The organism is Rheinheimera sp. UJ51 (genome assembly GCF_020819615.1).
GTDB classification, from domain to species: Bacteria; Pseudomonadota; Gammaproteobacteria; order Enterobacterales; family Alteromonadaceae; genus Alishewanella; species Alishewanella maricola.
Genome location: NZ_JAJHOG010000003.1, coordinates 183,983 through 209,566, shown reverse-complemented (window position 1 = coordinate 209,566; position 25,584 = coordinate 183,983). Strand labels below are relative to the sequence as shown.

Below are 25,584 nucleotides of genomic sequence, written 5' to 3'. Positions count from 1 at the left end.
ACGCACTAATACGATAAATGGCTCAAATGCCGCTAACGGCTCTGTTTTGTGCGTAGCTTGTTAACAAGGTGATACGGGTTAATGGCAGGCTGGTCTTTACAACAAAACGAGGCGTTAAGTGCGAAGTTCACTTTGTCCAGAACCGTGTTTTTCATGGATGAAAAACAGGAGCCCCCAGGGAAGGGTTCACGGCGCGTTCTGGCAAAGTTGAACGGAGCACTGGTAGCCGATTGGCTATAAGCTAGCTTCGGGGTAAGAATGCCTGTTGTTCGCTTAAAGCAGCACATCACCTCCCTGTGCCCTTTCAGCCTGCGCAGCCTCCCTGCTGCTGTTACGAAAACGCTAGCCAACAGCGTTCTAAACTCTACACAACCTCTAGCGAGGTCTAATTAGCCGGCGCTGCCACTTGCAAATCTAGCCGATACTCCGCAAAGCCAACATTGTCGCTCGCCAGCTTCGTCATTGGCCAATACTGATTCGCCTGAATGAACTGCTGCGCGGCTACTGAATCACGGGTTTTAAAGCGCAAATCTAATTGCACCGCGCTTGTCAGTGGCAACAAGCGCCAATTATGATCCGCTTGCGGATCCACCGCACTAAGATAACGATCACTGGCAGCATCATACTGCGATTGCTGCTCAATATAGGCCACCAGGGCTTCACGATTGGTGTCGGGTAATTCCAGCACCACCTTATCACTGCCGGTACCCGCAAACATGCCGGTATAAGCCCGATAGTTGTTGGTGGCGACGATAAAGCTTTTGGCCGCAAACTCGGCATCCCGATACACTTTGCCATTGGCATCGGTATAACGTAAATCGACAATGCGGTTTGCAGATGCATTCACTAATTCACAGCGCTGATTAAATTTGCTCGGTTGGCTAACATCAATTTGGTAATGGATGCCATCAATCACATCAAAATTATAGGATGAATGCGCCAAGTTAATCAGTGTTTGTGGCGCCGTTGACGTCAGATCAATTTGTAAAAACTGGTTTGCAGAACACTCCAGCCAATCTTTGAGCTCAGCCCCGTTTAACTTTACTGCGACAACAGTATTCGGATACAAATACAAATCGGCAGCATTACGAAAACTTAACGGCCCTTGGCTGACTTGAATATATTGCTCGGCATCGTTGCTGCTTGCCAGCTTACCACCGGCTTTAAACGGCGCGGCAGCTGACAAGAGCGGGATATCTTGCAATTCCGGCGGCAATAGCTCGGCCACTCGCGCTCGTTGTGCATCGGCAACCAATTGCACGGTGGGATCATCCTGAATTTGTGCTAAAAAGCTGTACATATCGGCAGAGGCCATACCAATACTGCGCTGCATAAAGGCCATAGTGCCTTGATGCGCCTCAGCAACAGCGGCAACAATAGCAGCATCAGCTTCCACATTCGGCTGCTGGGTGGCATTGTCAAACACCGCTAAAGTTTGCGCCTGAGCAGAGATCACTTGCCACTTACCGGCGTTTTGCTGCAAGGTCAAATCGACCAGACCTAAATGATCCCCCCAGCGCCCTGGCATCACAGCCGGAATACCGTTCAGTAAGCCTTGCGAGATATCCGCGCTAGGTAGATGCTGAAATTGCGCCGCGGGAAACACCGCATGGCTGTGGCCAAACAACACCGTCGCAATACCGGGTACCTGTGTTAAGGCATACACCATATTCTCAGCCATCGGATCAACTTCTGCGCCCGTATGACCTAAACCCGAATGAGCAATCGCAATAATCACATCGGCACCGGCCGCTTGCATTTCGGGCACCAAGCGCTTTGCGGTGTCAATAATACTGTCTACCCGCAGCTGGCCATGTAAATGTTGTTTATCCCATGACATGATTTGCGGCGGCACAAAGCCAATATAGCCAATAGTGATTTGCTGCGGTTGTCCTTGAGTATCAATAAGTTGTTTTTGCTGCAAAATGTAAGGTGGATATAAATGATCGCCCTGCCCGACACCCGGGCGGCACTGCGTTGTCGCGCAATAAATATTGGCACTGGTATACGGAAAATTAGCCCCCGCTAGCGTTTGATATAAAAACGGTAAGCCAAAGTTAAACTCGTGATTGCCCAGGGTAGCAACATCATAATCCAACGTATTTAGCGCCAGCATGATCGGGTGGATCTCACCCTCTGCTAAGCCGCGCTGCGCAATATAATCACCTAATGGGCTACCTTGAATTAAATCGCCATTATCCACCAACACGCTGTTTTGTACTTCGGCCCTGGCCGCTTTAATTAAACTGGCGGTGCGCGCCAAGCCCAAACTTGGATCGGTTTGACCGCTGTAATAATTAAAATCCAGCATGTTGGCATGTAAATCGGCCGTTTCTAAAATGCGTAATTTAACTTGTGTGGGTTGCTCTTTGGCCGGTGGCGTACACGCGATTAAACCCATTAAAAGCGTTACCAAAAGCATAGAACTGCGAGGTTGTGGCATAAAAAGGTGTTCCTAAATTCTCACAAAAGTGCGCCAGTATGCAAAACGAGACTCGCGCATTAGCTGATTCAATAATTACTTTACAACCCGAACGCGTTCAAGCACCGCTGAGGTATCTTTTAAACCTACTGTGGTGGCGCCGCCGATCACGTAAATCACGTTATCTAAGGTTACTGCACCTAAACCATGCCGTGGTATCGGCATGGCAGGCAGTGCTTGCCAAGTATTACTTTCGGGCTGATAAGCCCAGGCTTCACTATAAACACCGCCGCCGTCCGTAAAGTACTCACCGCCAAATACCCATATTTGCTGATCAATCACAGCTGCTGCTAGGCCGCCTTGCGCCTGGGGTAACGGGGCTAACGTTTGCCATTTACCGCTTGGTGCATCAAAACGTTGCATCAGCGCTAAATTACTGCCCCCTACTTGCCGACCACCAACGACATAAAATTGTTCAGCCAAATTAACGGCAGCAGCGCTATTAAACGCCTGTGAAAGTGCCGGTGCCGCTTGCACGCTTAAAGTGGCAGGGTCAAAGATCCAGTGCCAGTTAACATCAGCTTGATCGCGCCACTTCGCATTTTCTAGAGCAATCGGTGAACGACCTGAAGCGAAATGCACTTTATTGCCAAGCACCACCGCAGTGGTTTCGGTTAACGGCTTTGGCAGTTGGCCTACTTTTTGCCAACGCTGAGCCGCTTCATCTAAACGCAAAATATCTGCACTGGCGCTCCAGCGGCCATCATTCGCCTCGACAAAACCACCGAACAGGAATAACTGCTGTTGTACCGACACCAAATAAGCATGATGCCGCGGTGCAGGTAACTCTGCTGCTAATGACCAGCTATCGGTGGCAGGATCGTACACTTGCACCAGTGCGGTCATTTGCTGCACGCTCATATCCAGGCTATCACTGAGCCCCCCGGCAACGTAGATTTTGCCGTTATGTGCTGCAGGATAAATTTCCTGCACCGCAAGCGGCATATCAGCTAAACGTTGCCACTGCGTCGTGGCAACGCTATTGCAGGAACAGAGCAACAAAAATAATATGACAATGCGCATAAGGTAACTCCAGCAGCAATTAAAACAGTAAGTGGGTTCATACCAAGCCGTGGTGTGTTAGCTCACACAGTACACTGGCTTGGTATCAGTAAATGGCGGTTTAGTTAAAGGTGGTCAGCTTGTTGCTTAAGATAATCACCACTATCCAGTAATCGGTTCATTAATTGATTATTCCAATCCTGCACAATAATTTGGGCACGGAACAACTGATAAAACTCGTATACGCTCACTAACAGGATCAGCACGATACCGGTCAACCAAACACTGGTAAACAATAACGCGACACCCAGTGTAAAGCTTAAGATATTCAGCAGACCATGCAGCCATTGCCGCAGATAGAAGTGATGTAAACCCGCTACAAAAAACCAGTTCAGGGCAGCGTAGGTATCAGGATCTTTCAGTTGGTCTTTTACTATTTGATAAAAGGCTTGCCGCTGAGCATCGGGCAAGGCCGCTGCGCGCAAGCGTAGCGCCTCTTCCTGAGCATCCACCTCAGTTTGCTTTAGCATCAAAAGTCTCCGGTACCGGCTCGATACATTTACAAAAACTATCATGTTGGCTACAACGGCGGATCCGTTGCCAACCCAATGATACACCACGGCGCACGCCATAGCGCTCAATTGCAATATAGGTATAAGCAGAACAGGTGGGTTCGAAATTGCAGTCAACCGCAAACCAGCGCTGACCACCGCCGGTTCGCCGATAATAGGCGATGAGTTTTAACAGCAACGGCTTGAGCATTTAACGCCCTAAAGTAACGATCATCGCTTCACGGCTCCAAAACAGCCAAAAACGTTTTTGCTCAATCACTTGAAAAACTACCTGCCAACCTTGTGCCGCCTGCGCGTTTAACTCGGCTTCTACTTTTTTTAAAGGTAAACCCGATGCGCCCAAAAAGATGGTGCCACAGCCGCCCTCGGCTATATGTAAAACTTTGTATTCCCGATATGCTGTTGCCATGACGAGTTCCTTGATAAGTAGATTAAAAGCGGTTATCCGCATTGCTGCTAATTAGGACGATAGTATCAGCTGTTGAATCAGAAGCAACCACAGCGGCAAGGTCAAACAACCCAAAACGGTCGATTGTGCAATTAAGGTCGCCACACTTTGCCGATCAGCACCAAATACCGAGGCCAACACATGCGCAGCCGCGGCCGTTGGTAAAGCAGCAAATAACACCAGCACGGCGCTTGGCGCTGCCGCTAAACCTAAGTATTGGCTAGCCAGCAACATAACAGCAGGTAAAATCAGTAGCTTAATGCTGTTTAGTGCTAACTGAATACGGGTAATTTGTGCCAAAGCCCGCCAGTTGATTGCCGCACCAATCGATAACAAGGCCAGTGGGATCGCCGCCTGCGCCAGCTTGCTTAACGCAAGCCATAACGGTTCAGGTAAACGGACATTCCATAACGAAAAGCTGATACCCGCGAGGCTGGCAATTAAAAAAGGATTGGTAACTAACTGGCGAAGTATATGCCGTTTCGTTAACTGCTGGCCGCGTGATAACGCCGATACGGCTAAGATATTGGCTAAGGGGACTGCTAACCCGACCGCAATCGACATCAAACCGCGATAGTCTGGCGGAAACACCTGCACCACCGCGAGCGCTACCGCGGTATTAAAACGCCAAGCGGTTTGCCACATCCCCGCAAAATCAAGAAAACGCGCAGGCCCCCAACGGCGCACCATAGCCCCTAAGGCACAAGCCAATAAAATAACCGACCACACCCCCGTCCCCATGATCGCTAAATCAGTCCAAGCGGGTGCACTGCGTAAGGTACTAACAAAAATTAAAGCCGGAAATAGCAGATAATAGTTAAGGGTATCAATACCTTGCCAGGTTGCACTGGGTAAAGCACGACGCAAGCCCATGCTGCCGAGTAATAACAGTAAATCAGGTAACAGCGTAAGATAAAAAGGCGGCATGCGACCACTCCAGAACCTGCTGACACATTATGAAAGTAAGCAATTATCTACACTTAACCAAATAACCATGTTAAACGCGCGCCATAGACTTGGCTAACACGATTAGACTGATCCTCTGCAGCTGTAAAATCACTGTTCACAATGGCTTGCACAACACCCGTGATTAATAGATCTGGCGTTATTGCATAGCGCAGATAAGCTTCGTACTGCTGGGTATCTTGCCGTGGCGGGATCACCTTAGCCGTAAACTCTGGCTGTTGAGATGAGGCATAAGCTCTTGCCATGCCCAAACCAAGTATATAAGCACCTTGTCTATACTGATAACTTAAACTCGTAAACGCAGCGGCGGCACTTACATGAGAATTAGCCGCACCTAAACGCAGATTCCATGCATGTTGCCCAACTTCATAACCGGCTAGCATATATAAGCCGTAATTAGCTTGATCTTTATTGGGATCATCGAGCCGAGCTTGCGCGGCCGTGTTAGCCCAAGCTCCTAAACGAAACAGGTAAGCTTGTTGTTTCCAAGAAATAGAACTAATGGCAAAGAGGCCTTTATCTTGCTCATCGACAGAAAATAACTGCGCATAAGAACGACCATCGTTGTCGGCAAGCCCATTAGAGCTGGCCAACGCTGTCCTCCACTTGATGGCGGAGCTGACTTGTTGCTCATACACCACCCCTAAACTGTAATCTGGAAAGGCAATCACAGGATTAGCGCTAAAATACCGCCCTAGAAACTGTGTGGCTTCATCGCTGGCAATCCGACTTTGCTCAAAGATCCCAGAGATATCGATTAAGCCGGCACTTAAGCTCTGCTGATCATTAAATTGATGTTGGTAATACAATTCCGACAGTTGAAGCCGCCCATTATCATTTTTATCAAGCGCAGAGCCTACATCGTTATTCGCTTCCGGTAATGCACGACTTATCCCTGCCGTATTTGGGCTAGAGGACGCTTCTAGATGTATGATCCAACTGCCACTGAGCTGCTGTTTTGTTAGCAGTAAATCCGCTGAAGCCGCAGTTTCATTTGCTACCTGTTGCTCATCGGTTTGTTGATGTGTCAGCACGACACCGCCAGAAAAATCCCAGCTACTCGCCTGTGTGATGAGCGGAGTTAAAGCAATAAAGGCGCTAATAAGGGTGACCATAGAGCGGGTTTTAGTCATGAAGGGCTCATTTGCAAGTATTGATAAATGGTAAATGTACACAGCAAGAAAACAAGCGGATCATAAAGCGCACACGGCATATTCACAAGCAGCATTAAGCTGAGCTCGCTTTTATCACCGCCTTATTTTACACCGCACGCTTCAGTGCCGTACGACTTGCCTTTTTGATAGGCTTACACTATGGTGTTTGCATGCATGCTATTCATTTAATCCGCACTGGCACAGCAAACGCGCACTGCCACACACATAACGTTATCGCCTTCCATTCTTAGGCCGGTTTTGCCCTGCGCAAAATCGGCTAGACATCCCATATTGATTTCTTAATACCTTATTATTAACTAGATTTTTACTGCTCTGTACTGGAGTTGTTATGCATTTCTGTTATCCCGACCCCGCAAACACTTTTGTTAGTCGCTGGGTTGCATTGCTGGCTTGCCATGAATTTTTGCCTATTTCGGCACAGCAGCTTGCAAATACGTTGCATTTTTTAGCCGACAGCCAAACCCAACCTAAGCTGAATATCAACACGGTGATCCGCCAAGGCAGCACCGTGGAATTAGAAAATGGCCAAACCGGCTTAAGGGGTTGGTTAAAGTTAGTGGCACCGGCACACGCTTGTTACCGTTCGGGCAGCATCTCATTACTGTCGCCGCTGGGCAGCGCCATGCTGGGCAAGACGGTTAATACCGACATTCACTTATCGCTGTTGTGTCACCCATTACATTTTCGAGTACTCACCATACTGCATGTTCAACATGGCAAAATAAGGAGCCTATAATGCACACCCCTGACATTATGTTATCCACAACGGATTATGATCGATTAGATGCCCTACTAAGAGCGCAAAAAACAACGAGCATGGCGACCGAGACCTTGCGCCAAGAAATCGAGCGTTCCACACTCGTTGCACCAGAACAACTGCCCCCTCATGTGGTCAGTATGAACTCAACAGTACGCTTTCGCTTTGCTGAAGGTAAAACCAGTACACTGACGCTGGTATACCCGAAGGATTTAGATCAAAGCGGTCAGCAGATCTCCATGTTAGCGCCTGTTGGCAGTGCTTTGCTGGGATTGTCTATCGGTGATGTGATTAATTGGCCATTGCCTGGCGGCAATATGTCAACGATTACCATTGAAGAGATTATTTATCAGCCTGAGCGGGCTGGTGCTTTTCATCGCTAACATAGCAGGCCATTGACGCTGCTTGCTGCGTATTGTGTGTTCATTTTGCGCTGATGCTGTTGCGGCACTGCCACAATAAAAAGCCCTGTGTTGTTAACCACAGGGCTTTGTTGTATGACGACTTAGCAAAATGGCTTCGCTGACTTAGCGATCCAACTCCATAACTTTGCTCCACGCCGCCACGAAATCGTTAACGAATTTCTGCTTAGAGGTATCAAAGGCATAAACCTCGGCCACCGCACGCAGCTCTGAATTTGATCCAAAAATCAGATCCACTGACGTTGCCGTCCATTTTTGTGCGCCTGATTTGCGATCAAAGCCTTCGTAAACGCCATCGGTAGCCGACTTTTTCCACACGGTGGACATGTCTAACAAGTTAACAAAGAAGTCGTTATTTAATGTGCCAGGTTTAGTGGTTAACACACCGTGTTTACTGCCACTGTGGTTAGCATCGAGTGCCCGTAAGCCGCCTACTAGCACCGTCATTTCCGGTACGCTCAGATCTAACTGATCGGCTTTATCCACTAACATTTCCGTTGGTGAGCGGTAGCTGTTTTTGCTGTCAAAGTAGTTTCTAAAACCATCTGCCGTTAACTCTAACAAGCTAAACGAATTGACGTCGGTTTGTGCCTGGGTGGCATCGCCACGACCCGGTGTAAAAGGCACATTAACAGTATAACCGGCATCTTTTGCGGCTTTTTCAATCGCCGCAGCACCGCCTAACACGATTAAATCCGCTAACGACACTTGGCGTCTATTAGAGCGCGCATTAAAGGTTTTTTGCACTTCGGTTAACGCCGCTAACACCTTGGCGGTTTCAGCTGGGTTATTCACCGCCCAGTCTTTTTGCGGTGCTAACGCAATACGCGCACCATTTGCGCCGCCCCGCATATCAGATTGACGGTAACTGGCTGCAGAAGCCCAAGCCACGCGCACTAACTCAGGCACGCTTAAACCCGTTTCTAAAATCTTGGCTTTAAGATCTTTAACGGCTTTGGCATCAATGGTCGATTTAGTTTTTTCATCAATCGGATCTTGCCACACCAAAATATCTTGCGGCACGTCTTTGCCCAAGAAGTTACGTGGTGGTCCCATATCGCGGTGCGTTAACTTGTACCAAGCCTTAGCAAAAGCTAAACGATACTCTTCAGGATCAGCTAAAAAGCGCTCCGCAATTTTGCGATATTCCGGATCCACTTTTAACGCCATATCGGCGGTGGTCATCACGGGCGGGTTAAATTTACCTTTAATATGCGCATCCGGTACTACGGTATGTAATGACTCATCAGTAGGGATCCATTGAATAGCACCGGCTGGGCTACGTGTTTGTTTCCACTCGAAATTCAGTAAATTGCTTAAATATAGCGAAGTCCAACGCGTTGGTGCTTGTGTCCAGGCGCCTTCTAAACCACTGGTGACGGTATCTTCAGAGTGACCTTTACCGCATTTGTTTTTCCAGCCTAAACCTTGCTCTTCAATATCGGCAGCTGCAGGCTCTGCGCCCACACAATCTGCCGGTTTATGCGCACCGTGCATCTTACCAAAAGTGTGACCGCCGGCAATCAATGCCAAGGTTTCTTCGTCATTCATGGCCATGCGTTCAAACGCGACCCGAATGTTTTTCGCTGAGCCCATAGGATCCGGCACGCCTTTTGGCCCTTCTGGATTGACATAAATTAAGCCCATGTGGGTGGCACCTAACGGCCGTTGTAACTTGCCATCGCGATCTTCACGATCACTGGCTAACATTTCGACTTCTGGCCCCCAATACACCATATCCGGTTCCCAGTCGTCCGCTCGGCCACCAGCAAAGCCGTAGGTTTTAAAACCCATATTTTCCAGCGCAACGTTACCTGCTAGCACCATTAAATCAGACCACGATAACGACTCACCGTATTTTTGTTTAATTGGCCATAACAAACGACGAGCTTTGTCCAAATTGCCATTATCAGGCCAGCTATTTAGCGGATCAAAGCGTTGCTGACCACCACCGGCGCCACCACGGCCATCAAGGGTGCGATAAGTACCCGCGCTGTGCCAGGTCATCCGAATAAAAAACGGGCCATAGTTGCCGAAGTCGGCAGGCCACCAATCTTGAGAAGTGGTCAGTAATTTATCGATATCTTGTTTAACTTTATCCAGATCCAGTTTGTTAAAAGCATCGGCGTAACTAAAGTTGGCGCCGTAGGGATTTGAACGCGCATCATGATCGCGTAGTGCAGACAGATCCAGCTGATCCGGCCACCAGAATTGATTACTTCTCGCTTGGCCTTCTTTAGCCATGCCTGTGCCCACTGCACCTTTGGGCTTGGTCATTTCGGCTTTACCATGATTGTCACTTAAGGCACTGCCAGACAACAGCAACATACTCATGGCTATCGCCACAGCGGTTTTATTAAAACATTGTTTTTTCATTATAAGGTTCCTTTGCGTTTACGTTTCTACACCTGTAGTAAAAACGGTATTTCACTCTAAAGATTGCAGCGCAGTCGTGTGAGCTACAAGTTGGTTTACCCATGCCGGCATGTCTGTTTGGCTTTGCAGTCTTGGCTTGGATAACAACGCACTAAAAGAGTATAGCAATTGGCTAATAGATTAGAGTGAATTAAAACGATTGCCTTAATCGACAAATATGATGAAAGCAGAATGCGATGGGCAAATGGCCGTTATGCATCGATGTAGCTGATGTAAACAGTTTGAGGACCTTAAAAAATCGCTGGTAGCTTAAGCTGACCAGCGATTTTTCAGTACGTTAAGCCAAAAAGATTAGCCCAACAAGCAAGGTCGATTGATTAACGACTGGCGGTAAAACCATCCGCTTGAATTGATACCCGAGTCACTTCGCCCAGCGTTTGCGCAAAAGATGCTAGCTCATCTGCCTTACCCACTAATACAAACTGCAACTGTTGCTGCGGGAAATATTGCTGAATTAGCCGCTGTGTGTCGGCTAAGGTCAGGCTATCCACTTTTTGTTCAAAGTCGTTAATGTAGCCTTTATCTAGCTGATACAAATGCATATTACCGAGTAAATTCGCTAACTGGCTATTCGTTTCATAATCTGGTGGAAACTGGCCTTTCACATAAGCTTTAGCCGAGTCTAAGGTTGCCTGGTCGATGCCCTGCTGCCACAGTTTACTGTAGGTTTTCAGCGCCAATTCAATGGTTTGTTGACTGGTTTCGCTGCGGGTAAAGGTACTGATCTGAAAAGCACCACCGCGGCTTAACGCACTAAAACCTGAACGCGCGCCATAGGTCAGCCCGCTGTTAACGCGCAGCTCATCATTTAACCATGAGGTAAAACGGCCACCTAAAATGGTATTGACCACTTCTAAGCCAACAAAATCAGGGTTGTTTTGACTTACCCCGACACCACCGAACATCAATGTGGTCTCAGTCGCATCGGCTTTATCGACTAACAACACCCGCGCTTGGCTGGGCTTACTGACCTCAGCTAATGAGGGTTTTGCTGCACTTTGGCCTTGCCAGTCAGCAAAACGCGCTGTCAGTTGTGCTGTCAGTTCGCTCACTTGAAAATCACCGCTGACCACAATGGCAATATTATCGGGTTGATAATAACGCTGATAAAACTCAGTAACCGCTTTTAAATCCAGTGAAGCTAATGATTGCTCACTGCCGCTTCTGGCTTTGGCGTAAGGATGGCTGCCATATAGCAGTGCATCAAAATAACTGCCAATAACATTTCTCGGGCTTTCTTTGGCTTGTTGCTGTTGTGCCACTAACCGCGCATGTAATTTGCTAAATTCTGTCGTATCAAACGTCGGTTGCCTTAGCACCGCCGCTAAAATATCCAGCATACTGTCGGTATCTTTTTGCATAAAGTTCATGCTGAGGTAGCTGGCTTCTTTACCGGCCACGCTATTTAAACTGGCACCAATAAAATCAGTGGCTTGCTCTAGCTGTTGCTTGTTTTTATCGCCAGCACCTAACAACAGGCTTTGTGCGGTTAAAAAGGCTTCGCCACCGCGCTGATCCAGCACGGCACCGGCGCTAATGACCGCTTGCACGCTTAATAAAGGCACTTCATGTTGCGGCATTAAATACAGCGTTAAGCCATTGGGCAGCACCATTTGCTGATAATCCGGTAACTTAAATGCCGATACCGACGGTGCGTTATCGCTAGCATTTGACGCAGGGACGGGTACTGCAGGTGCAGTCAGGCTACAACCACTGAGCACAAGGCTGGTGGCCAGCACAAGACCTACCGCTAGCTTATTCTTGATAAAGTGTTTCATTGATCGGTCTCCTCGTTAGCGGCCAAAATGCCAACGGTACGGTTTGCCCGAGTTAAATAGCGTGCGGCCACCCGTTGAATATCGGCGGCACTCACTTGATTAAACAGCTCGGCTGTTTGATATAACTTGCGGTAATCACCAAAATACAATTGGTAAGTACCAATGTTATCGGCTTTACCATTAATGGTTTGCATCTCGCGATAAAAATTCATCAGCTGAATATTTTTAGCTTTTTCGAGCTCATTCGCGGTTACGCCGTTTTGGGCCAACGCGCTTAGCGCCTGCAATAACGCTTGTTCTAAGGTGCTTGCCGCAACCCCGGGGCGAGCCACGGCATAGATATAAAATAAATTGGGATCAAACGATAACGGCACATTGGTGAACACGTTGGTGGCAAGTTGTTGCTCAACCAGGGCTTGATGCAAACGCGAGCTATTGCCGCTGCTTAGAATGGTGCTAAGTAGCTCTAACGCATAGTAATCGGCATCGGAGGTCGCAGGAACATGATAGCCCAGCATAATATTGGCAGAGGTGGCGGAGGCTTTAGTTACAAACACCCTGCGCTCACCCGTTTGCTCTGGCTCAACGGTTTTTACCGCGCGCGGTGCCGGTTGCGCGGGGATCGGCGCAAAATATTGCTCGGCTAAGCGTTTTACTTCCGCAAGGGTCACGGCACCGGCAATCACCACTACCGCGTTATTCGGTGCATAATAAGTTTTATGATACTGCTCTAGATCCTTGATGTCCCAGGATTGAATATCTGACTCATGCCCGATTACCGACCAACTATAAGGATGTGCTTGAAAGGCCACGCCTTTCAATGCTTCGCTTAAGGTACGGTAATTGGAGTTTTCCAAGCCGGTGCTGCGCTCGGAGATCACCACGCCGGTTTCACTGGCTACCATGTCTGGATCAATATCTAAATCGGCAATGCGATCCGCTTCTAAATCAAAGATCGTTTCCAGTGCGGTGTTCGGAAACCAGTTGGTATACACGGTTAAATTTTCCGTGGTGTAGGCGTTATTCGCACCACCTGCCGCTTCCATCACCTGGTCAAACATTTTCGGGCCGTATTTTTTTGAACCGTTAAACATCATGTGCTCAAAAAAATGTGAAATGCCGGTAATGCCGGGCGCTTCGTTGCGTGAGCCAACTTTCCAAAATAAATACATATTAGCATTCGGGATCGAGTGATCTTCTAACACTAAAATTTGCATACCGTTTTCAAGGGTAAATTGCTGAACTTGCCCCGCGGTATTCGCCAGTGCCGGCAAGGCGGTAATGCTCGCCAGCCCCAGCCAACACGCCCAGCGTCTGGCGGTGGAAAAAAATGTCATAACAGCTCCTTAACGATTACCTGTGCGGTAAATGAGTGCAACACGATATACTTGCTGGCATAGGCTGTAAAGCAAGGCTCAGCCTTAACACCGCGCTTATGGTTTACATTACTGATTATTTTAATAACAAATCGTCGCTGATCGGGATAAACCGGCTCGCTGCATTCACTAAGGCTTGCGCGGTGAGGCTTGGCACGCCATACACTTCGACTTCGGTGTGATATTTGTCAATTAGCCGCTGTGCTAACAGTGCAAAATCGCCATCGCCCGAGAGTAAGATCAGTGTGTCACTACTGGCACCGTATTCAATCGCATCTAGCGTAATACCGACATCCCAATCGCCCTTTGCACTGCCATCAGCGCGTTGTATAAAAGGCTTTAATTTCACTTCAAAACCGATAGCCCGCAGAATATTTTGAAATTGCCGCTGCTTTTCATCGCCACGTTCAATGGCATAGGCAATCGCTTTGACTACAGTACGATTAGCCGTAGCCAGGCGCCAAAAAGCGTTGTAATCAAAGTTGCGCTGATAGGCTTCTCGGCTGGTGTAGTAGATGTTTTGCACATCGACCAGAATGGTCACACTGCTCATCGAAATACTCGTTAAAGAGAAAAAGCCACGCTAACTGGCAATGTAGCGTGGCGCAAGCTTTTTAAGGGCGCGCTGCGGCTAATGCCGATAACACTGAGGCAGACAACAGCCGGAGTGCCGAAGCCTGTTCAGCCCGGTTTCACAACAAAATCCCGTGCTCCTAACTCTTTTGCTAAAGCACGTAAGGCGCTTTGCTGTTTTACCGGCTGATACGCAAAACAACTGACATACAAGCCAGCGTCACTGGCGGTATGAATAAACTGGCAAACCTCACTAAAGCCATGCTGTTTTGGCTGAACAAGCTGCTGATAAGCGGGCGGATTGGTGGCCGGTAAAAAAATCTCGATGCGCTCAACTTCAAGATCGATTAATTGCTGACAAAGCTCTACAGCCATGTCTGCCGCGACCAAACCATAGCTCACCAACGTGATCGGTACGCCATGGCGTTGCTGTTTAAAAGCCGGTATCACCTGTTTTAATAAATCGAGCTGTAATAACGGATCACCAATACCCGCTATTGCCATCCCCTGCAGCTCAAACTCGGTAGAGGCTTGCTGCTCATAACCGGCAACATAAGCCTGCTCTGCAGCATCAAGCAGTTGCTCAGCCGTTGGCGCAGCAGCCAGTTGCGTTAATAAGGTGCGGTTATCGCCAAATGTTAATAACGACTGTGCTGCTGGAAGTTCACTGCCACATTGCAGGGTTAAACGCTGATCATCAAAATATCGAAAAGGGCTGGCACTCATAGTGTCTCCTGCATACCGCTAAATAGAGCAAACAGCATGACAAAATGCCGCCACCATCGCAAGGCAGTTATAACTTACGGCTGAAAGCCTACATGACAAAAGGGGCGATATCATGCTAAAAGCTAAGCAACAAACCGCCATTTTATAGCCATTGGAGTGATCTGTGAGCACATTAACCCAGCTAGCCTTAATACTTTTTTGTTTACTGCTGTTCCCCGTACCAGCAGCCAGTGCGCAAGACAGTGATTTGCGCTATCAGCCAGAACAACAGATCTTGCCAACGCTAACGGTATTGGAGCAAAAAGCCTTAGCTGAAAACAAATTGTTACTCGTTGCGTTGGGTGCCAGCTGGTGTCATGACAGTGTGGCGTTACTGGAACGCTTTGCCGAGCCGACCTTAGCTGCCGCCTTAGCCGAACGGTTTGAAATAGTGTTGGTTGATGTCGCTTATTTACAATATGGCCAAGCCACCACCACGCGCTATCAGCTACCCCTTTATTACGGCACGCCGACAGTGATGATTATTGACCCCAGTAATCGCCAGCTATTGAATAAACCCTATTTAATGCAGTGGACCAATGCCGCCTCTTTTGATGAAGCTGCCTACCAGCAGTATTTTTTAACCACTCAATTTAAACAACAATTTGCCCAAACACAGCAATCTGCGATAACTGAGGCCTTGCAGCAACAAATTCGTGATTTTGAAGAGCAACAAGCGGCCACCTTAGCAATAGGTTATCAGCACTTAAGCCCTTTATTACTGGCCTATGAGACCGATCCGCTGGCCGATCGCGCGACGTTTAACGCGGTATGGAATGAGGTGAAAAAGTTTCGCAGTCAGATTATTGCCGATGTGCTAGCGCTACAACAAGCGGCGATGCTTGATACTAGCTCGCCTTTAAAGATACCAAGCTATAACGAATTTAGTTTTCTAAAACCGGCCGAAGCGGACAAAGAATAAAAAATCACGTTGTGTTGCGCTATGGTGCAACAATCACTGGCACTAACACTTCATTGCGCCGCATAAACCAAGGCATTAATGGCGGGTTATAACGAGCCCAAGACGGCTCACCCGCTACTTGGTATCCCTTGTCGTTGATCCATTGCATCAATTTCTCTTTGTGGCGCAAATAGCCCTTTTCACTCCAAAAACCAGAATAAGTGATAGCGGCCATGCGTTGTGCTGGCACTTGCCGAATTTTTACCAGCGGATCACGCGGCTCTGGAATGGTTTCAAGCGTAAACTCTGCTGGCATCATAAAACTGACTAACCAACGCCCGGCTTGCTGTTGCTGGCCGACCGGTGTGGTCATATCAATTTTTTGCCCTTCTGCAGCTTGACCAACCGGTGTGGTCATAGCAATGTCTTGCCGAGCGGCATTATTACCCGAAATATATTTAAACAAACGCTGAAACGCGACATTACCGGCTTCATCAAACTCGGCTGCAACGGCGGTTTCTGCCACAATATGCGGCTCGTACAAACGCAGCTCAAAATCGCGCTCAGACACTTCAACCGCATATTTTGCCTCTTCGATAGCCAACGCTTTAGCCGCGAAAAGCGACAACAGTAATAACAGAGTTGTTCTTAATAATGTCATGTTAAATATCCTTAGATTGAACGCGCATTAACTGGGAAACGTAAACGCTGCATGCGGTTGTTAGGGCTATCAACGCGCTTAAGCCACAATACGATCAATCTCACGGCGGTTTTATTTATTAAAAACGAGAGGGGTTACTCAGTATCATGGCCTCGGCATAACAACGCTTGATGAAACAATACTTTTACTGAAGGATAACAGGCAGTCTAAACAGTGTCGTGATTGCAGCAGGCGCTGCTGAAACGCCCTACTGCAGCAGATAGGTAGATAGGTAGATAAGTAGATAAAGGCAGTAGGGCCAACACCGCGCCCTGCTGCACATTTTAAAGCTAAGGCTTATTCTACCATTAAGGTGCGCACAGCCGGTTTATCCGTAAACGGTTTGATACCTAATTTAGGATAAACTTCGCTTGGGTAATAAAACACGCCGCCGCGAGATACTAAACTAATTGTTTTAATCGCTTTAAAATCGACGGTGGGATCATTCGGCACTAAGAAGAAGTCGGCTAATTTACCCGCTTCAATACTGCCAAGCTCAGTATGCCCCATATATTTGGCCATATCGTAACTGGCTAATTTCAGCAGTTCGGCAGGGCTAAAGCCAAGCTGTTGATACAGTTCTAGTTCACGGTGCAGTGTAAAAGCACCACCTAAATCAGTACCGGGCACTATAAAAATGCCTTTTTCGCGCATCATGGTTAATGTTTTAACAATTTGCTCGTAAGCACCGCGATAAGCCGCATCTTGTTCAGGGCTTGTCACCTGCACCATCGACACCTTGGCACTGCGCTGCACACCCGGTGGCATGTTATCAATATAATCTAACACCGCACGCTGTGTTTCACCGTTGCGCGATAACAACAAACGCTCGTGAATAGCTAACGTGGGCTCCATCGCAACGTTATTATCACGCATCAGCTGCAAGGTATACTGCACAGGCTCACTGTTTAAATCCAGCGCGGGTAAGCGGTCTAAGGCAGTTAAGCGCAGCAAGGTGCGCGTATCTTCATCTGGCTGTAACACCCAACCGAGCATCACTTGGTTGATATGCGTCAGCTCATGATAACCGGCTTTGATCATGGCATTGGCATTAGAAAACGCGGGTACGTGACCTGACACGCGCATACCGCGCGCTTTGGCAAGTTCGGCCATCGCCGGTACCCACTCACCTTTCATACTGTTATAAATTTTGATACCCGGAAAACCGTTATCGGCATAGGTTTGCACTGCGGCTAAAGCCTGCGCTTCGGTTTCAACTAAAATACCGTTGTTATTGTTGGTGGGGCTTTTACCTTCAATCATGCCATAGCGGGAAATGCGCGGCCCAGCCAAAATACCGGCATCAATTTTACCGATTAACTCACCCAGTACCTCTAACGAGTTACCCATGTCACGAATTGACGTAACACCCGCTAATACATTCATTAAACCATCATCATCGCCAACATGGCCATGCATATCATATAAACCGGGTAACAAGCTGCCGCCATTACCGGCAATTTCGGTTTCACCCGGTTGTGTGGCTTCCTCTAACGGGGCAATGCGCTCAATGCGACCGTCTTTAACTAATACCGATACCGGCTCAGATAAAGCGAGTTGCTCTGGTTGAAATACCCGCACATTGCGAATACGCACGACGCCATCGTAACGATGGGCAAACTCTGCCTGAATGGCTTCAAAGCGTTGGGTAGAATAATTCGCAGAGCGCTGACGCAGCTGCGCTTCTTCTGCTTCAAAACCTTCACGGATCACAATAAAACGCGGGTTAATAAAGGCAAAAAACCCCAGTTTCTCATCGAGCACTAAATAATCGGGATCTAAATCTGCACCCGATAAGGCATAAGTGCTTACTGTTAATTCGCTGCCGTTATTCTCAACAACCAGGCTTTCCAGCTTTTCTATTGATAATTGCCCTGCAGGTAAGGCCGGTAACATTTTGGCTGGGGTATCTAATAACGCCTTGGCCATAATATAGGCACTATAAGGGCTGCTATTTTGTGGCACATACAAGGCCATACCCGGCACAGTTTTTTGATCAGCACCGGTGGCATCTTGCCAACTAACTTGCTCGGCAGAGCGCTGCATCTGCTCGCTGATATTATTACCAAAGGTGGTATTACCCTTAATTTGCCATGCCGTAGGTAACCCCTGCGCATCTAAACTGAGGATCTCTTTTGAGGCAGGGCCACGACCATTGCTTTTATAATCATAATCAATACTGATCTGACTACCGGCAGTCATAACATGCAAATGCCCAACACGGTTGCCATTTAACATCACCGTATAATTATCTTCGCTGGGTGTTTCGCTAATCGAGGTTGGCGCCGGTTTGGAGCAGCCAAACAGCATGCCCAACATGACACTACATAACAATAATCGCATTTCAGCTCTCCTTTGAGGCTTTTAAAAGACTGATGGGCTGCAACTCATCTGGATAAGTGTGCAACGGGCATACAAGCTGGTAAGTGTATTTAAACGCTGTGCTGCAAGCCCCTTGGCGGTGGTAACGCTTCTGCTAACACAGCTGCTTAAAATGAGTCTATCCTGCACTGCGCCAAACACCAATGGCTGCGCGGCTAGTGCACTTCATTAAAAGACAATTGGTAGAAATGTGCTTGTACCACAACAATTTGTGCGCTTTTTTATCGATTGCTTGGCTAGCGCAAACTGTTAAGCACGCTATTTAGTGACCCAAGCTATCTTCACTGCGCTGCCAGATGAGCGTAAATGCCTATTTTATGACACCCATTTCGCTAATTGTTTATTGTGCGCCGCACTGAGCAACACTAAAGCCATAATAGCCCCAAGTAAGGCCAAGCCCATATCCGATTGCGTATCCCAAACATAACCCTGAGTACCTAAAAAGGCTTCAGCGTCTTCACCCGAAAGCAGCGCTACCCACCATTCAATCAATTCGTAAAAGGCACTAAACGCTAAACAAATTGCAATAATAATAGTGTTACGCCAAGCGTCGCCATTGACTACCGCTTTACGAATTAAAATTTCTCTTGCCAGCAAGGCCGGTACAAAGCCCTGAAAGAAATGCCCCACTTTGTCGTAATTATTGCGCTCTGCGCCAAACAAACCATCGAAAAAAGGCACTTCTGCATAGGTGTAATGCCCACCAATCATCAGCACAATGCAGTGCAGTAAAATAAAAAAGTACAGTAATGGCGTCAGCCGAAACGATTGATAGGTAGTAATAAGCAACACCAAACCGATGATCGCCGGAGCCACCTCCAATAGCCAAGTAAACTGATCTTTAGGCGTAATGCCCGACCAAATGAATACTGCGCTAAAAATACTCAGCCAAAGATACTTAATTTTTATCACTCCTTATTATGTTAAGCCGCTAAACACCTGTCGTTGGCATAATGGCCATTTACCGCCAACGCCTTAGGACACTTTAATTGACGCTAAAATCTTCTGCTCACCTTTTAATACGTGCTGTACCGATGGCAAAGCTTTGATCCGTAAGTAAAGCGAATGGAGCTTTGGAAAACGCTCTGCATCCAGCGTTTCACCGCCATGCTCCATATTGATCAGCTGACAGGTAAAGGCTAAATCCGCCAGCGTTAAGCTATCGCCGGCAAAGAATGGCGACTCGCCGAGCGTTTGTTCAAGATAAACAAAGTGCTTAGGTAAAGTGTCAGTGAGTGCCTGCTGCACCGCGGCTTCATCAACCGGCTTTTGCTTGCTGGGGTTTAACACGCGTTGTTGAAATACCGTAAAGGTGCTGAGCGGCGCTAACTCATAGTCAGCATACTTTTCCAGCCAGCGTACTTTGGCTCGCTGCTCGGCGCTGTGCCCCATTAATGGCAGGCTATCGGGGTATTTGTCTTCCAGGTATTGGCAGATCACGCTAGAGTCCGCTAACACAATATCACCATCTTTTAAGGCGGGTATGCGCCGTAGCGGGTTAAAGTCAGCAAACCACTGCGGTGACTCAAAAGGTAAAACAATTTCAAGTTTATAGTCTAAGGCTTTCTCAGCTAGGCAAAGCCTTAGCTTACGAACAAAAGGTGAAAGTGGCACACCATAAACAATCAAACTCATGATTATTCCTTATCAAGAACAGTATTTTGGGTGGCGTATTAACCCTGTAACCATTTTTAACGCGGGTTACCACCTATTGAACAATCAAAAATGCCTCATTCTTGCACTGCATAACTGATTGCACGACAAACAACGCGCGTGTTTTTTATAAAATATCATTAGCGATGGCTCTGTGCATAACTCAAAAAGTCAATTTCAGACAGTGGCTTACTAAAGTAAAAGCCCTGATAAACCTTAGCGCCAAGTTCATTGAGAAGGCTGACTTGCGCAATAGACTCCACCCCCTCAATAACCAAATCTAAATTCAGTTTCTGAGTAATCTTAATGATTGCCTCAAGGATCACCTCATTACGCCGGTCTTCGACAATATCATCAATGAAGGTCTTATCAATTTTAATTTCATTTATAGGTAGCAGCTTTAAATAATTTAATGACGAGAAGCCAGAACCAAAGTCATCTAACGAGAAAGTCACGCCAAATTCTTTTAATATAGTCATTTTCAACATCGACTCGTCAAGATTTTGAATCACCGTGTTTTCAGTAATTTCCAATACTAAACTTGCCGCTGCATCCATCAAACCATTAAATTCGTTCAATAAAAAGCTAAATCGTTCCACAAAACGTTCATGGTTGAATTGAACTGGGCTAATGTTAATCGATAATTTAAATTCTGATGGAATGATTAAATGTGACCAAGACTTGATGCTCTTTATTGCTTCAGTTAATACCCACTCCCCCATTGGTACGATTAACCCCGTATCTTCAGCCAACGGAATAAACTCTGCGGGAGAAATGATCCCCTGGGTGGGATGGCGCCATCGAATCAACGCTTCAGCACCCACTAGCTGGTTATTGCAGTTAACTTTGGGTTGATAAACAAGGAAAAATTCATTCCTACTAAGCCCCTTGCGCATATCTGTTTCAAGTTGATTACGGCGCACTAGGTCTAATTGCAATGATTCATTAAAGAAGCTGTATCTATTTTTACCACACGATTTTGCATAATACAGTGCTAAATCCGCTTGTTTAAGTAGTTCAAACTTATTGCTGGCCGTATCATTGAAAAGGGTAATACCAATGCTGGAAGTAATATAGAACTCATGGTTTTTACAGAAAAATGGCTGTTTAAAGAGCTCACGAATTTTTTTCCCTAAATTTTCAGCGTTTCTGTAGGCTGTTTCAGGAGTGACACCGATATCTTCTGCCAGTATCAAAAATTCATCACCGCCGAATCTCGCAATCATATTGACGTTCGATAGGCTATTACTCAGTCGCTTAGCGATATTTCCTAACAATAAATCGCCTATGTCGTGGCCAGAGGTATCGTTTACCACTTTAAAATCGTCTAGGTCGATAAACAGCAAAGCATTTAATGCTGAGGGTTTTGAATTTAGGATCAGTTTTTTCAACCCTTTATTAAACGCCGCACGATTCGGAAGCTGGGTTAACTCATCTGTAAATGCCAGGCTATATATTTTCTCTTGAGCACTCTTTTTTTCATCAATATTAGCTTGAATACCTGCTGCTCTGATCACTTCATGATGTTCATTGGCAATAAAGCGGCCTTTTGACCACAACCAATGAATGCTACCATCGGGCCAGCGACACCTAAACTCGACGTCATAATCCCCCCCTATTCGCATGGCTTCGTTAAATACTTGGTCAACTCTACGTTTATCTTCTTCAATAATATGCGAAAGAAAGGTTTCATAGCTCCAGTTTTCCTGCATAGTCAAATGACCAAACAAGTTATCATGTCTAAGTGAACGCTTAGTTTCATTCGTTTTTAAATCAAGATCCCAATAACCAAGCCCGGCTGACTCTAAAACGAAATCTAAACTTGCCTCTCTTTCACTGGCAATTTCTCGTGTTTTTTTATACCGCGTTGTCTCAAACGAATGCCCAATATAATATTGGCATTGCTCACCATTGATTGATAAGGGGGTTAAATTTAACTCTATCCAATATTCCTGTCCGGACTTGGTATAGTTAAGTAATTCACCATTAAAGGGCACTTCATTTTTTATCGCGTTGCGAATTTGCGTGATGACGTCTGGGGATGTATCCACGCCCTGCAAAATAGAGGGCTTTTTACACAAAACCTCATGGGGTTCATAACCAGTAACACGGGAAAAAGCCGCATTCACATAGAGTATTTTTAAGCCCTCTTTATCCAGGTTTGGATTATTGGTAATAATAATAATTTGATCTAAGAGACTGAAACTTTTTTCCATTATGGCAATAAGTTCTTGTGGCGCTAATTTCAAACAACTCGACAAACTTAATTCCATAACATGGTCAACTTTTAGGTTATTGCTTTATTAAACAATTCAAGACAATCATAGCTTAAAACGGAGATTAAAGCTGGTTTACGCCAACACCGTAGCATTTTTACTGGCAATTATGAAAATGCGCTGTGATTGGCTAGACTAGCGCAGCGCATTTAGAGAGAGCGACATGTCAATATCAAGTTTTTTTAACTTTATATGGCGTGACTCATAAGCTTTATAACCGCAGCTAGCCATATTTGCTGAACAAACTATGGCTAAAAAGCATCAAGCACAATGATGCTTATCTGTAGTTAAGCTTTTTTAAGCCTCTAAAATCACCTCAAAGCCACCATAAATTAACCGTTTACCATCAAACGGCATGGGGTTTTGCTCTGGCTGCATACGTGGATCCGTCATAATGGCAGCCCAGCCTGCTTCTCGTGCCGCTTTCGATGGCCATACCACTGACGAAAACACCACAGTTTCATTGTCTTGGCACTGAACGGCTTTTAAAAAAGACGTTTGCTCACCATCAGGCACACTCTCACCCCAAGACTCGGTAATACTCAAGGCACCATGTTCTTTAAATACCACCGCAGATAATTTGGCATGTTCAATGTATTTTTCTTTATTTGCGGTAGGCACCGCCGCCACAAAACCATCAACGTAAGCCATCTCGTTCACCTTTATTTCAATGATTAAAAGTTACATGCTTGATAGTAGTCTAAACATCCGTTTTTCGGCGACTTTGTTGTGGCTTAACTAATAGGAGTTTCGCTAGGCTCCTCTTTTGCTTTTGGTAACAAGCTGCAAATTGCTTTGTGATGCAGAAAAAGAATTGGAATAATTCAATTTTATCAGTGCTTTAGACGTTAGATCTTTAGGTATGTAAAAACGTGAGAGATCCTGAGCTATAATTTGATCTGTACCAGTACACTTTACCACACACTGTTGCTGGTCTGGGTTAAGCTTTTGCTTGTTTCCGTTGATTGCACAATATATTGCCAACGCTTACTTTATTGGCTTAGATATAATAGGCTGTCGTTAAAAGAGGGTTGGCCATTATTGGCTATCTTGCCAGCACAGCTTGTATGCCTCACCCCAATAACGTTGAGTAAGAATGGATCACCGTCATTACCTATGAACCGCTGCCAAATGCTCTTAAGAGCAACTTTTGTCGTTGTATTGTGTTTGTGGTCACTTTTAGCGATCGCAGATACCGCACTAACTGACACTGAAATTGCGCTTGTCAATGAGCGTTTATTTTTACTTGATGACCCAAAATCCAGCTTAACGCCGCAGCAAGCTTTTGCAGCATACAAACGCGATGAATTTACTCACAATACTCAAAATAAAGTGAGCTTCGGTTTTACCCAAAGCACAATCTGGGCGGTATTACCTGTTGAAAATGTCACTGATGCGCCTTTGCACAGCGTGATAAAAATTGATAATGCCTGGTTAGATAATATTGATCTGTATTTTTTTACTGCCGACACATTGATTCACCAGGTGTCTACAGGCGATAACGTGCCTTTTTCAGAACGCTCACGCCAAGATCGCATGCCCTCGGTTGCGCATGAATTTCCGCTGGGCACGTCTCATGTGCTTTTTCAAATTAACTCTGAAGACCCTCTGACCATTCCTATCTATATCGGCAGCGAAATGGCAATGGCCAAGGCTTTAACCAAAAATGCATATATTTATGGTGCGTTGTATGGTGGCTTACTGATTCTGCTGATATACAACTTAGCATTGTATTTTCACTTAAGAGAAATCAGATATTTACTTTACCCCATCTACCTGTTTGCCTTTACTGCATTTAATTTCACTTATACCGGACATGGTTTTTGGCTGCTTTGGTCTGGATCGGTCAGCCTGCAGCAGTGGTTAATGCCAAGCCTCATGTTTTGCTATTTGATCTCAGCAGTCATGTTTACTATTGGCTTTTTGAATACACGGACTTTTTTACCCGCTTTGTATGCCTACAGGCAGCGCATCTATGCCAGTTTACTAGTAATAGCGGGGCTGATATTTTTGTCTGGTGATCGCGCATTTATCATCATGATCCAGTTGATTATGCTAACCATCCTATCGGTTTGGATGCTCGTGGTTGGATGCCTGGCCTACAAAAATAACGATCCGCTAGCCAAGTTTTTTATCCCCGCAATCATTATGGGAACCGGCGGTGCAACCATTTCTAGTTTTGCCACTTGGGGCATTATTCCTTATTCGCAATGGGCGTTTCGAGGGATAGAAATAGGCATGCTATTAGAGATGTCATTGTTGTCTATATCTCTTGGGTTTAATTTTAAGTTAGCGCAAGACGCTCGAATAGTCGCAGAAAGAAATGCCCTGCATGATCCGCTCACCAACTTGTATAACCGCCGAGCATTTTCAAAGCTTGTTTACCCGAGCTGGGAGTTGGGTAAAAGGCACAATAATCCAATGTGCATCATGTTGATGGATTTAGATTGGTTTAAACGAATTAATGATCGATTTGGTCATACCGCAGGCGACAGCGTGCTAAAAGCGGTGGCTAAAGAAATTAAAAGTCGCCTACGTGATTCTGATATCCCATTGCGCTGGGGAGGCGAAGAATTTTTAATATTTTTACCCAATACTAATAGTGATCAGGCGCAACAACTCGCCAATGGTCTGCGAGCGCAAATTGAAAAAATTAACCTGAACAACATAGGCAATGTGACGATAAGTATTGGCGTGGTAAGTGCCACTCCAAATCAAATTGATCTGGATAAATTAATTACTTTGGCTGATGAGGCACTGTACTCGGCCAAAGAGAAAGGCCGAAATACCGTGGTTGTAACAAGTTACAACACACCTGTTGCCGATTAGCCGCACTTTGCATCATTCATCTTGATGCCTTTTAGGGCTAGAGCTTCAGCTATGTTAAGTTAAGCCCCTTAACGACACGGCTATAGGTTTT

General features: G+C 46.3%; 22 protein-coding genes. 4 read left to right on the top strand and 18 right to left on the bottom strand.

The window, feature by feature from the left end; genetic code table 11:
• Positions 1-385 precede the first annotated feature (385 nt).
• The 7 genes from LMJ53_RS05000 to LMJ53_RS04970 all read right to left on the bottom strand — a co-directional run bounded on the left by LMJ53_RS05000 (position 386) and on the right by LMJ53_RS04970 (position 6,603).
• On the bottom strand, positions 386-2,443 hold the full coding sequence (locus tag LMJ53_RS05000) for a bifunctional 2',3'-cyclic-nucleotide 2'-phosphodiesterase/3'-nucleotidase (protein WP_229585080.1): 2,058 nt from the start codon (positions 2,441-2,443) through the stop codon (positions 386-388).
• Between the two features lie 75 nt (positions 2,444-2,518).
• Positions 2,519-3,505, bottom strand: a complete 987-nt coding sequence (locus LMJ53_RS04995; RefSeq protein WP_229585079.1) for a Kelch repeat-containing protein — start codon at positions 3,503-3,505, stop codon at positions 2,519-2,521.
• Between the two features lie 104 nt (positions 3,506-3,609).
• Positions 3,610-4,014, bottom strand: a complete 405-nt coding sequence (locus tag LMJ53_RS04990; RefSeq protein ID WP_229585078.1) for a TM2 domain-containing protein — start codon at positions 4,012-4,014, stop codon at positions 3,610-3,612.
• Complete coding sequence (gene yidD, locus LMJ53_RS04985; protein ID WP_229585077.1) at positions 3,998-4,246, bottom strand: membrane protein insertion efficiency factor YidD; 249 nt, start codon at positions 4,244-4,246, stop codon at positions 3,998-4,000. Before yidD ends, LMJ53_RS04990 begins: the two co-directional genes overlap by 17 nt.
• Positions 4,247-4,465: a DUF4177 domain-containing protein gene (locus tag LMJ53_RS04980; protein WP_229585076.1), complete on the bottom strand. Its 219-nt coding sequence runs from the start codon at positions 4,463-4,465 to the stop codon at positions 4,247-4,249.
• Positions 4,466-4,516: 51 nt separating this feature from the next.
• Positions 4,517-5,431 (bottom strand): AEC family transporter, encoded by a 915-nt coding sequence (locus LMJ53_RS04975; RefSeq protein WP_229585075.1) that lies wholly within the window; start codon positions 5,429-5,431, stop codon positions 4,517-4,519.
• A gap of 53 nt (positions 5,432-5,484) precedes the next feature.
• Positions 5,485-6,603 (bottom strand): carbohydrate porin, encoded by a 1,119-nt coding sequence (locus LMJ53_RS04970; protein ID WP_229585074.1) that lies wholly within the window; start codon positions 6,601-6,603, stop codon positions 5,485-5,487.
• A 370-nt stretch (positions 6,604-6,973) separates the two neighbouring features.
• On the opposite strand from LMJ53_RS04970, the gene LMJ53_RS04965 reads away from it, so the two are divergent.
• Entirely contained in the window at positions 6,974-7,381 is a 408-nt protein-coding gene (locus LMJ53_RS04965) for a GreA/GreB family elongation factor (RefSeq protein WP_229585073.1), read from the top strand.
• Entirely contained in the window at positions 7,381-7,785 is a 405-nt protein-coding gene (gene rnk, locus LMJ53_RS04960; RefSeq protein WP_229585072.1) for a nucleoside diphosphate kinase regulator, read from the top strand. Before LMJ53_RS04965 ends, rnk begins: the two co-directional genes overlap by 1 nt.
• Positions 7,786-7,929: 144 nt before the next feature.
• On the opposite strand, the gene katG is transcribed toward rnk, so the two are convergent.
• The 5 genes from katG to LMJ53_RS04935 form a co-directional block, all read right to left on the bottom strand.
• The gene (gene katG / locus LMJ53_RS04955) at positions 7,930-10,200 is read right to left on the bottom strand and encodes a catalase/peroxidase HPI (RefSeq protein WP_324295586.1); all 2,271 of its coding nucleotides are present in this window, start codon (positions 10,198-10,200) and stop codon (positions 7,930-7,932) included.
• Positions 10,201-10,577: 377 nt separating this feature from the next.
• Positions 10,578-12,038 carry a M16 family metallopeptidase gene (locus LMJ53_RS04950; protein ID WP_229585071.1) on the bottom strand — a complete coding sequence of 487 codons (1,461 nt, stop codon included), beginning with the start codon at positions 12,036-12,038 and terminating at the stop codon, positions 10,578-10,580.
• The gene (locus LMJ53_RS04945) at positions 12,035-13,375 is read right to left on the bottom strand and encodes a M16 family metallopeptidase (protein WP_226750780.1); all 1,341 of its coding nucleotides are present in this window, start codon (positions 13,373-13,375) and stop codon (positions 12,035-12,037) included. The genes LMJ53_RS04950 and LMJ53_RS04945 overlap by 4 nt, the downstream gene beginning before the upstream one ends.
• A gap of 115 nt (positions 13,376-13,490) precedes the next feature.
• The gene (locus LMJ53_RS04940; protein ID WP_226750779.1) at positions 13,491-13,967 is read right to left on the bottom strand and encodes an NYN domain-containing protein; all 477 of its coding nucleotides are present in this window, start codon (positions 13,965-13,967) and stop codon (positions 13,491-13,493) included.
• A 128-nt stretch (positions 13,968-14,095) separates the two neighbouring features.
• Complete coding sequence (locus tag LMJ53_RS04935) at positions 14,096-14,713, bottom strand: hydrolase TatD (protein ID WP_229585070.1); 618 nt, start codon at positions 14,711-14,713, stop codon at positions 14,096-14,098.
• A gap of 163 nt (positions 14,714-14,876) precedes the next feature.
• Between LMJ53_RS04935 and LMJ53_RS04930 the strand changes: the two genes are divergently transcribed.
• Positions 14,877-15,674 carry a thioredoxin family protein gene (locus LMJ53_RS04930; RefSeq protein ID WP_229585069.1) on the top strand — a complete coding sequence of 266 codons (798 nt, stop codon included), beginning with the start codon at positions 14,877-14,879 and terminating at the stop codon, positions 15,672-15,674.
• A gap of 19 nt (positions 15,675-15,693) precedes the next feature.
• Here LMJ53_RS04930 and LMJ53_RS04925 read toward each other — a convergent pair whose 3' ends face one another.
• The 6 genes from LMJ53_RS04925 to LMJ53_RS04900 form a co-directional block, all read right to left on the bottom strand.
• Positions 15,694-16,314: an SOUL family heme-binding protein gene (locus LMJ53_RS04925; protein WP_229585068.1), complete on the bottom strand. Its 621-nt coding sequence runs from the start codon at positions 16,312-16,314 to the stop codon at positions 15,694-15,696.
• Positions 16,315-16,650: 336 nt separating this feature from the next.
• Positions 16,651-18,696, bottom strand: a complete 2,046-nt coding sequence (locus LMJ53_RS04920; RefSeq protein ID WP_229585067.1) for an amidohydrolase family protein — start codon at positions 18,694-18,696, stop codon at positions 16,651-16,653.
• Between the two features lie 354 nt (positions 18,697-19,050).
• Positions 19,051-19,647, bottom strand: coding sequence for a DUF2238 domain-containing protein (locus tag LMJ53_RS04915; protein ID WP_229585066.1), 597 nt, complete (start codon positions 19,645-19,647; stop codon positions 19,051-19,053).
• 63 nt (positions 19,648-19,710) lie between these two features.
• Entirely contained in the window at positions 19,711-20,370 is a 660-nt protein-coding gene (locus tag LMJ53_RS04910) for a glutathione S-transferase family protein (RefSeq protein WP_229585065.1), read from the bottom strand.
• Positions 20,371-20,528: 158 nt separating this feature from the next.
• Positions 20,529-22,661 carry a putative bifunctional diguanylate cyclase/phosphodiesterase gene (locus LMJ53_RS04905; RefSeq protein WP_229585064.1) on the bottom strand — a complete coding sequence of 711 codons (2,133 nt, stop codon included), beginning with the start codon at positions 22,659-22,661 and terminating at the stop codon, positions 20,529-20,531.
• A gap of 300 nt (positions 22,662-22,961) precedes the next feature.
• Positions 22,962-23,315, bottom strand: a complete 354-nt coding sequence (locus LMJ53_RS04900; RefSeq protein WP_229585063.1) for a DUF1428 domain-containing protein — start codon at positions 23,313-23,315, stop codon at positions 22,962-22,964.
• 465 nt (positions 23,316-23,780) lie between these two features.
• On the opposite strand from LMJ53_RS04900, the gene LMJ53_RS04895 reads away from it, so the two are divergent.
• A complete protein-coding gene (locus tag LMJ53_RS04895; protein WP_229585062.1) occupies positions 23,781-25,493 on the top strand; it encodes a diguanylate cyclase in 1,713 nt (570 codons plus the stop codon).
• Positions 25,494-25,584 lie beyond the last annotated feature (91 nt).

Excerpts from the sequence above, each read along its gene's own strand:
- LMJ53_RS04945 (WP_226750780.1), bottom strand. The coding sequence starts at position 13,375 with ATGACATTTTTTTCCACCGCCAGACGCTGGGCGTGTTGGCTGGGGCTG.
- LMJ53_RS04920 (WP_229585067.1), bottom strand. The coding sequence starts at position 18,696 with ATGCGATTATTGTTATGTAGTGTCATGTTGGGCATGCTGTTTGGCTGC.
- LMJ53_RS04965 (WP_229585073.1), top strand. The coding sequence starts at position 6,974 with ATGCATTTCTGTTATCCCGACCCCGCAAACACTTTTGTTAGTCGCTGG.
- katG (WP_324295586.1), bottom strand. The coding sequence starts at position 10,200 with ATGAAAAAACAATGTTTTAATAAAACCGCTGTGGCGATAGCCATGAGT.
- LMJ53_RS04990 (WP_229585078.1), bottom strand. The coding sequence starts at position 4,014 with ATGCTAAAGCAAACTGAGGTGGATGCTCAGGAAGAGGCGCTACGCTTG.
- LMJ53_RS04995 (WP_229585079.1), bottom strand. The coding sequence starts at position 3,505 with ATGCGCATTGTCATATTATTTTTGTTGCTCTGTTCCTGCAATAGCGTT.
- LMJ53_RS04975 (WP_229585075.1), bottom strand. The coding sequence starts at position 5,431 with ATGCCGCCTTTTTATCTTACGCTGTTACCTGATTTACTGTTATTACTC.
- LMJ53_RS05000 (WP_229585080.1), bottom strand. The coding sequence starts at position 2,443 with ATGCCACAACCTCGCAGTTCTATGCTTTTGGTAACGCTTTTAATGGGT.
- yidD (WP_229585077.1), bottom strand. The coding sequence starts at position 4,246 with ATGCTCAAGCCGTTGCTGTTAAAACTCATCGCCTATTATCGGCGAACC.
- LMJ53_RS04950 (WP_229585071.1), bottom strand. The coding sequence starts at position 12,038 with ATGAAACACTTTATCAAGAATAAGCTAGCGGTAGGTCTTGTGCTGGCC.
- LMJ53_RS04895 (WP_229585062.1), top strand. The coding sequence starts at position 23,781 with ATGAACCGCTGCCAAATGCTCTTAAGAGCAACTTTTGTCGTTGTATTG.
- rnk (WP_229585072.1), top strand. The coding sequence starts at position 7,381 with ATGCACACCCCTGACATTATGTTATCCACAACGGATTATGATCGATTA.
- LMJ53_RS04925 (WP_229585068.1), bottom strand. The coding sequence starts at position 16,314 with ATGACATTATTAAGAACAACTCTGTTATTACTGTTGTCGCTTTTCGCG.
- LMJ53_RS04970 (WP_229585074.1), bottom strand. The coding sequence starts at position 6,603 with ATGACTAAAACCCGCTCTATGGTCACCCTTATTAGCGCCTTTATTGCT.
- LMJ53_RS04905 (WP_229585064.1), bottom strand. The coding sequence starts at position 22,661 with ATGGAATTAAGTTTGTCGAGTTGTTTGAAATTAGCGCCACAAGAACTT.
- LMJ53_RS04900 (WP_229585063.1), bottom strand. The coding sequence starts at position 23,315 with ATGGCTTACGTTGATGGTTTTGTGGCGGCGGTGCCTACCGCAAATAAA.
- LMJ53_RS04940 (WP_226750779.1), bottom strand. The coding sequence starts at position 13,967 with ATGAGCAGTGTGACCATTCTGGTCGATGTGCAAAACATCTACTACACC.
- LMJ53_RS04980 (WP_229585076.1), bottom strand. The coding sequence starts at position 4,465 with ATGGCAACAGCATATCGGGAATACAAAGTTTTACATATAGCCGAGGGC.
- LMJ53_RS04935 (WP_229585070.1), bottom strand. The coding sequence starts at position 14,713 with ATGAGTGCCAGCCCTTTTCGATATTTTGATGATCAGCGTTTAACCCTG.
- LMJ53_RS04910 (WP_229585065.1), bottom strand. The coding sequence starts at position 20,370 with ATGAGTTTGATTGTTTATGGTGTGCCACTTTCACCTTTTGTTCGTAAG.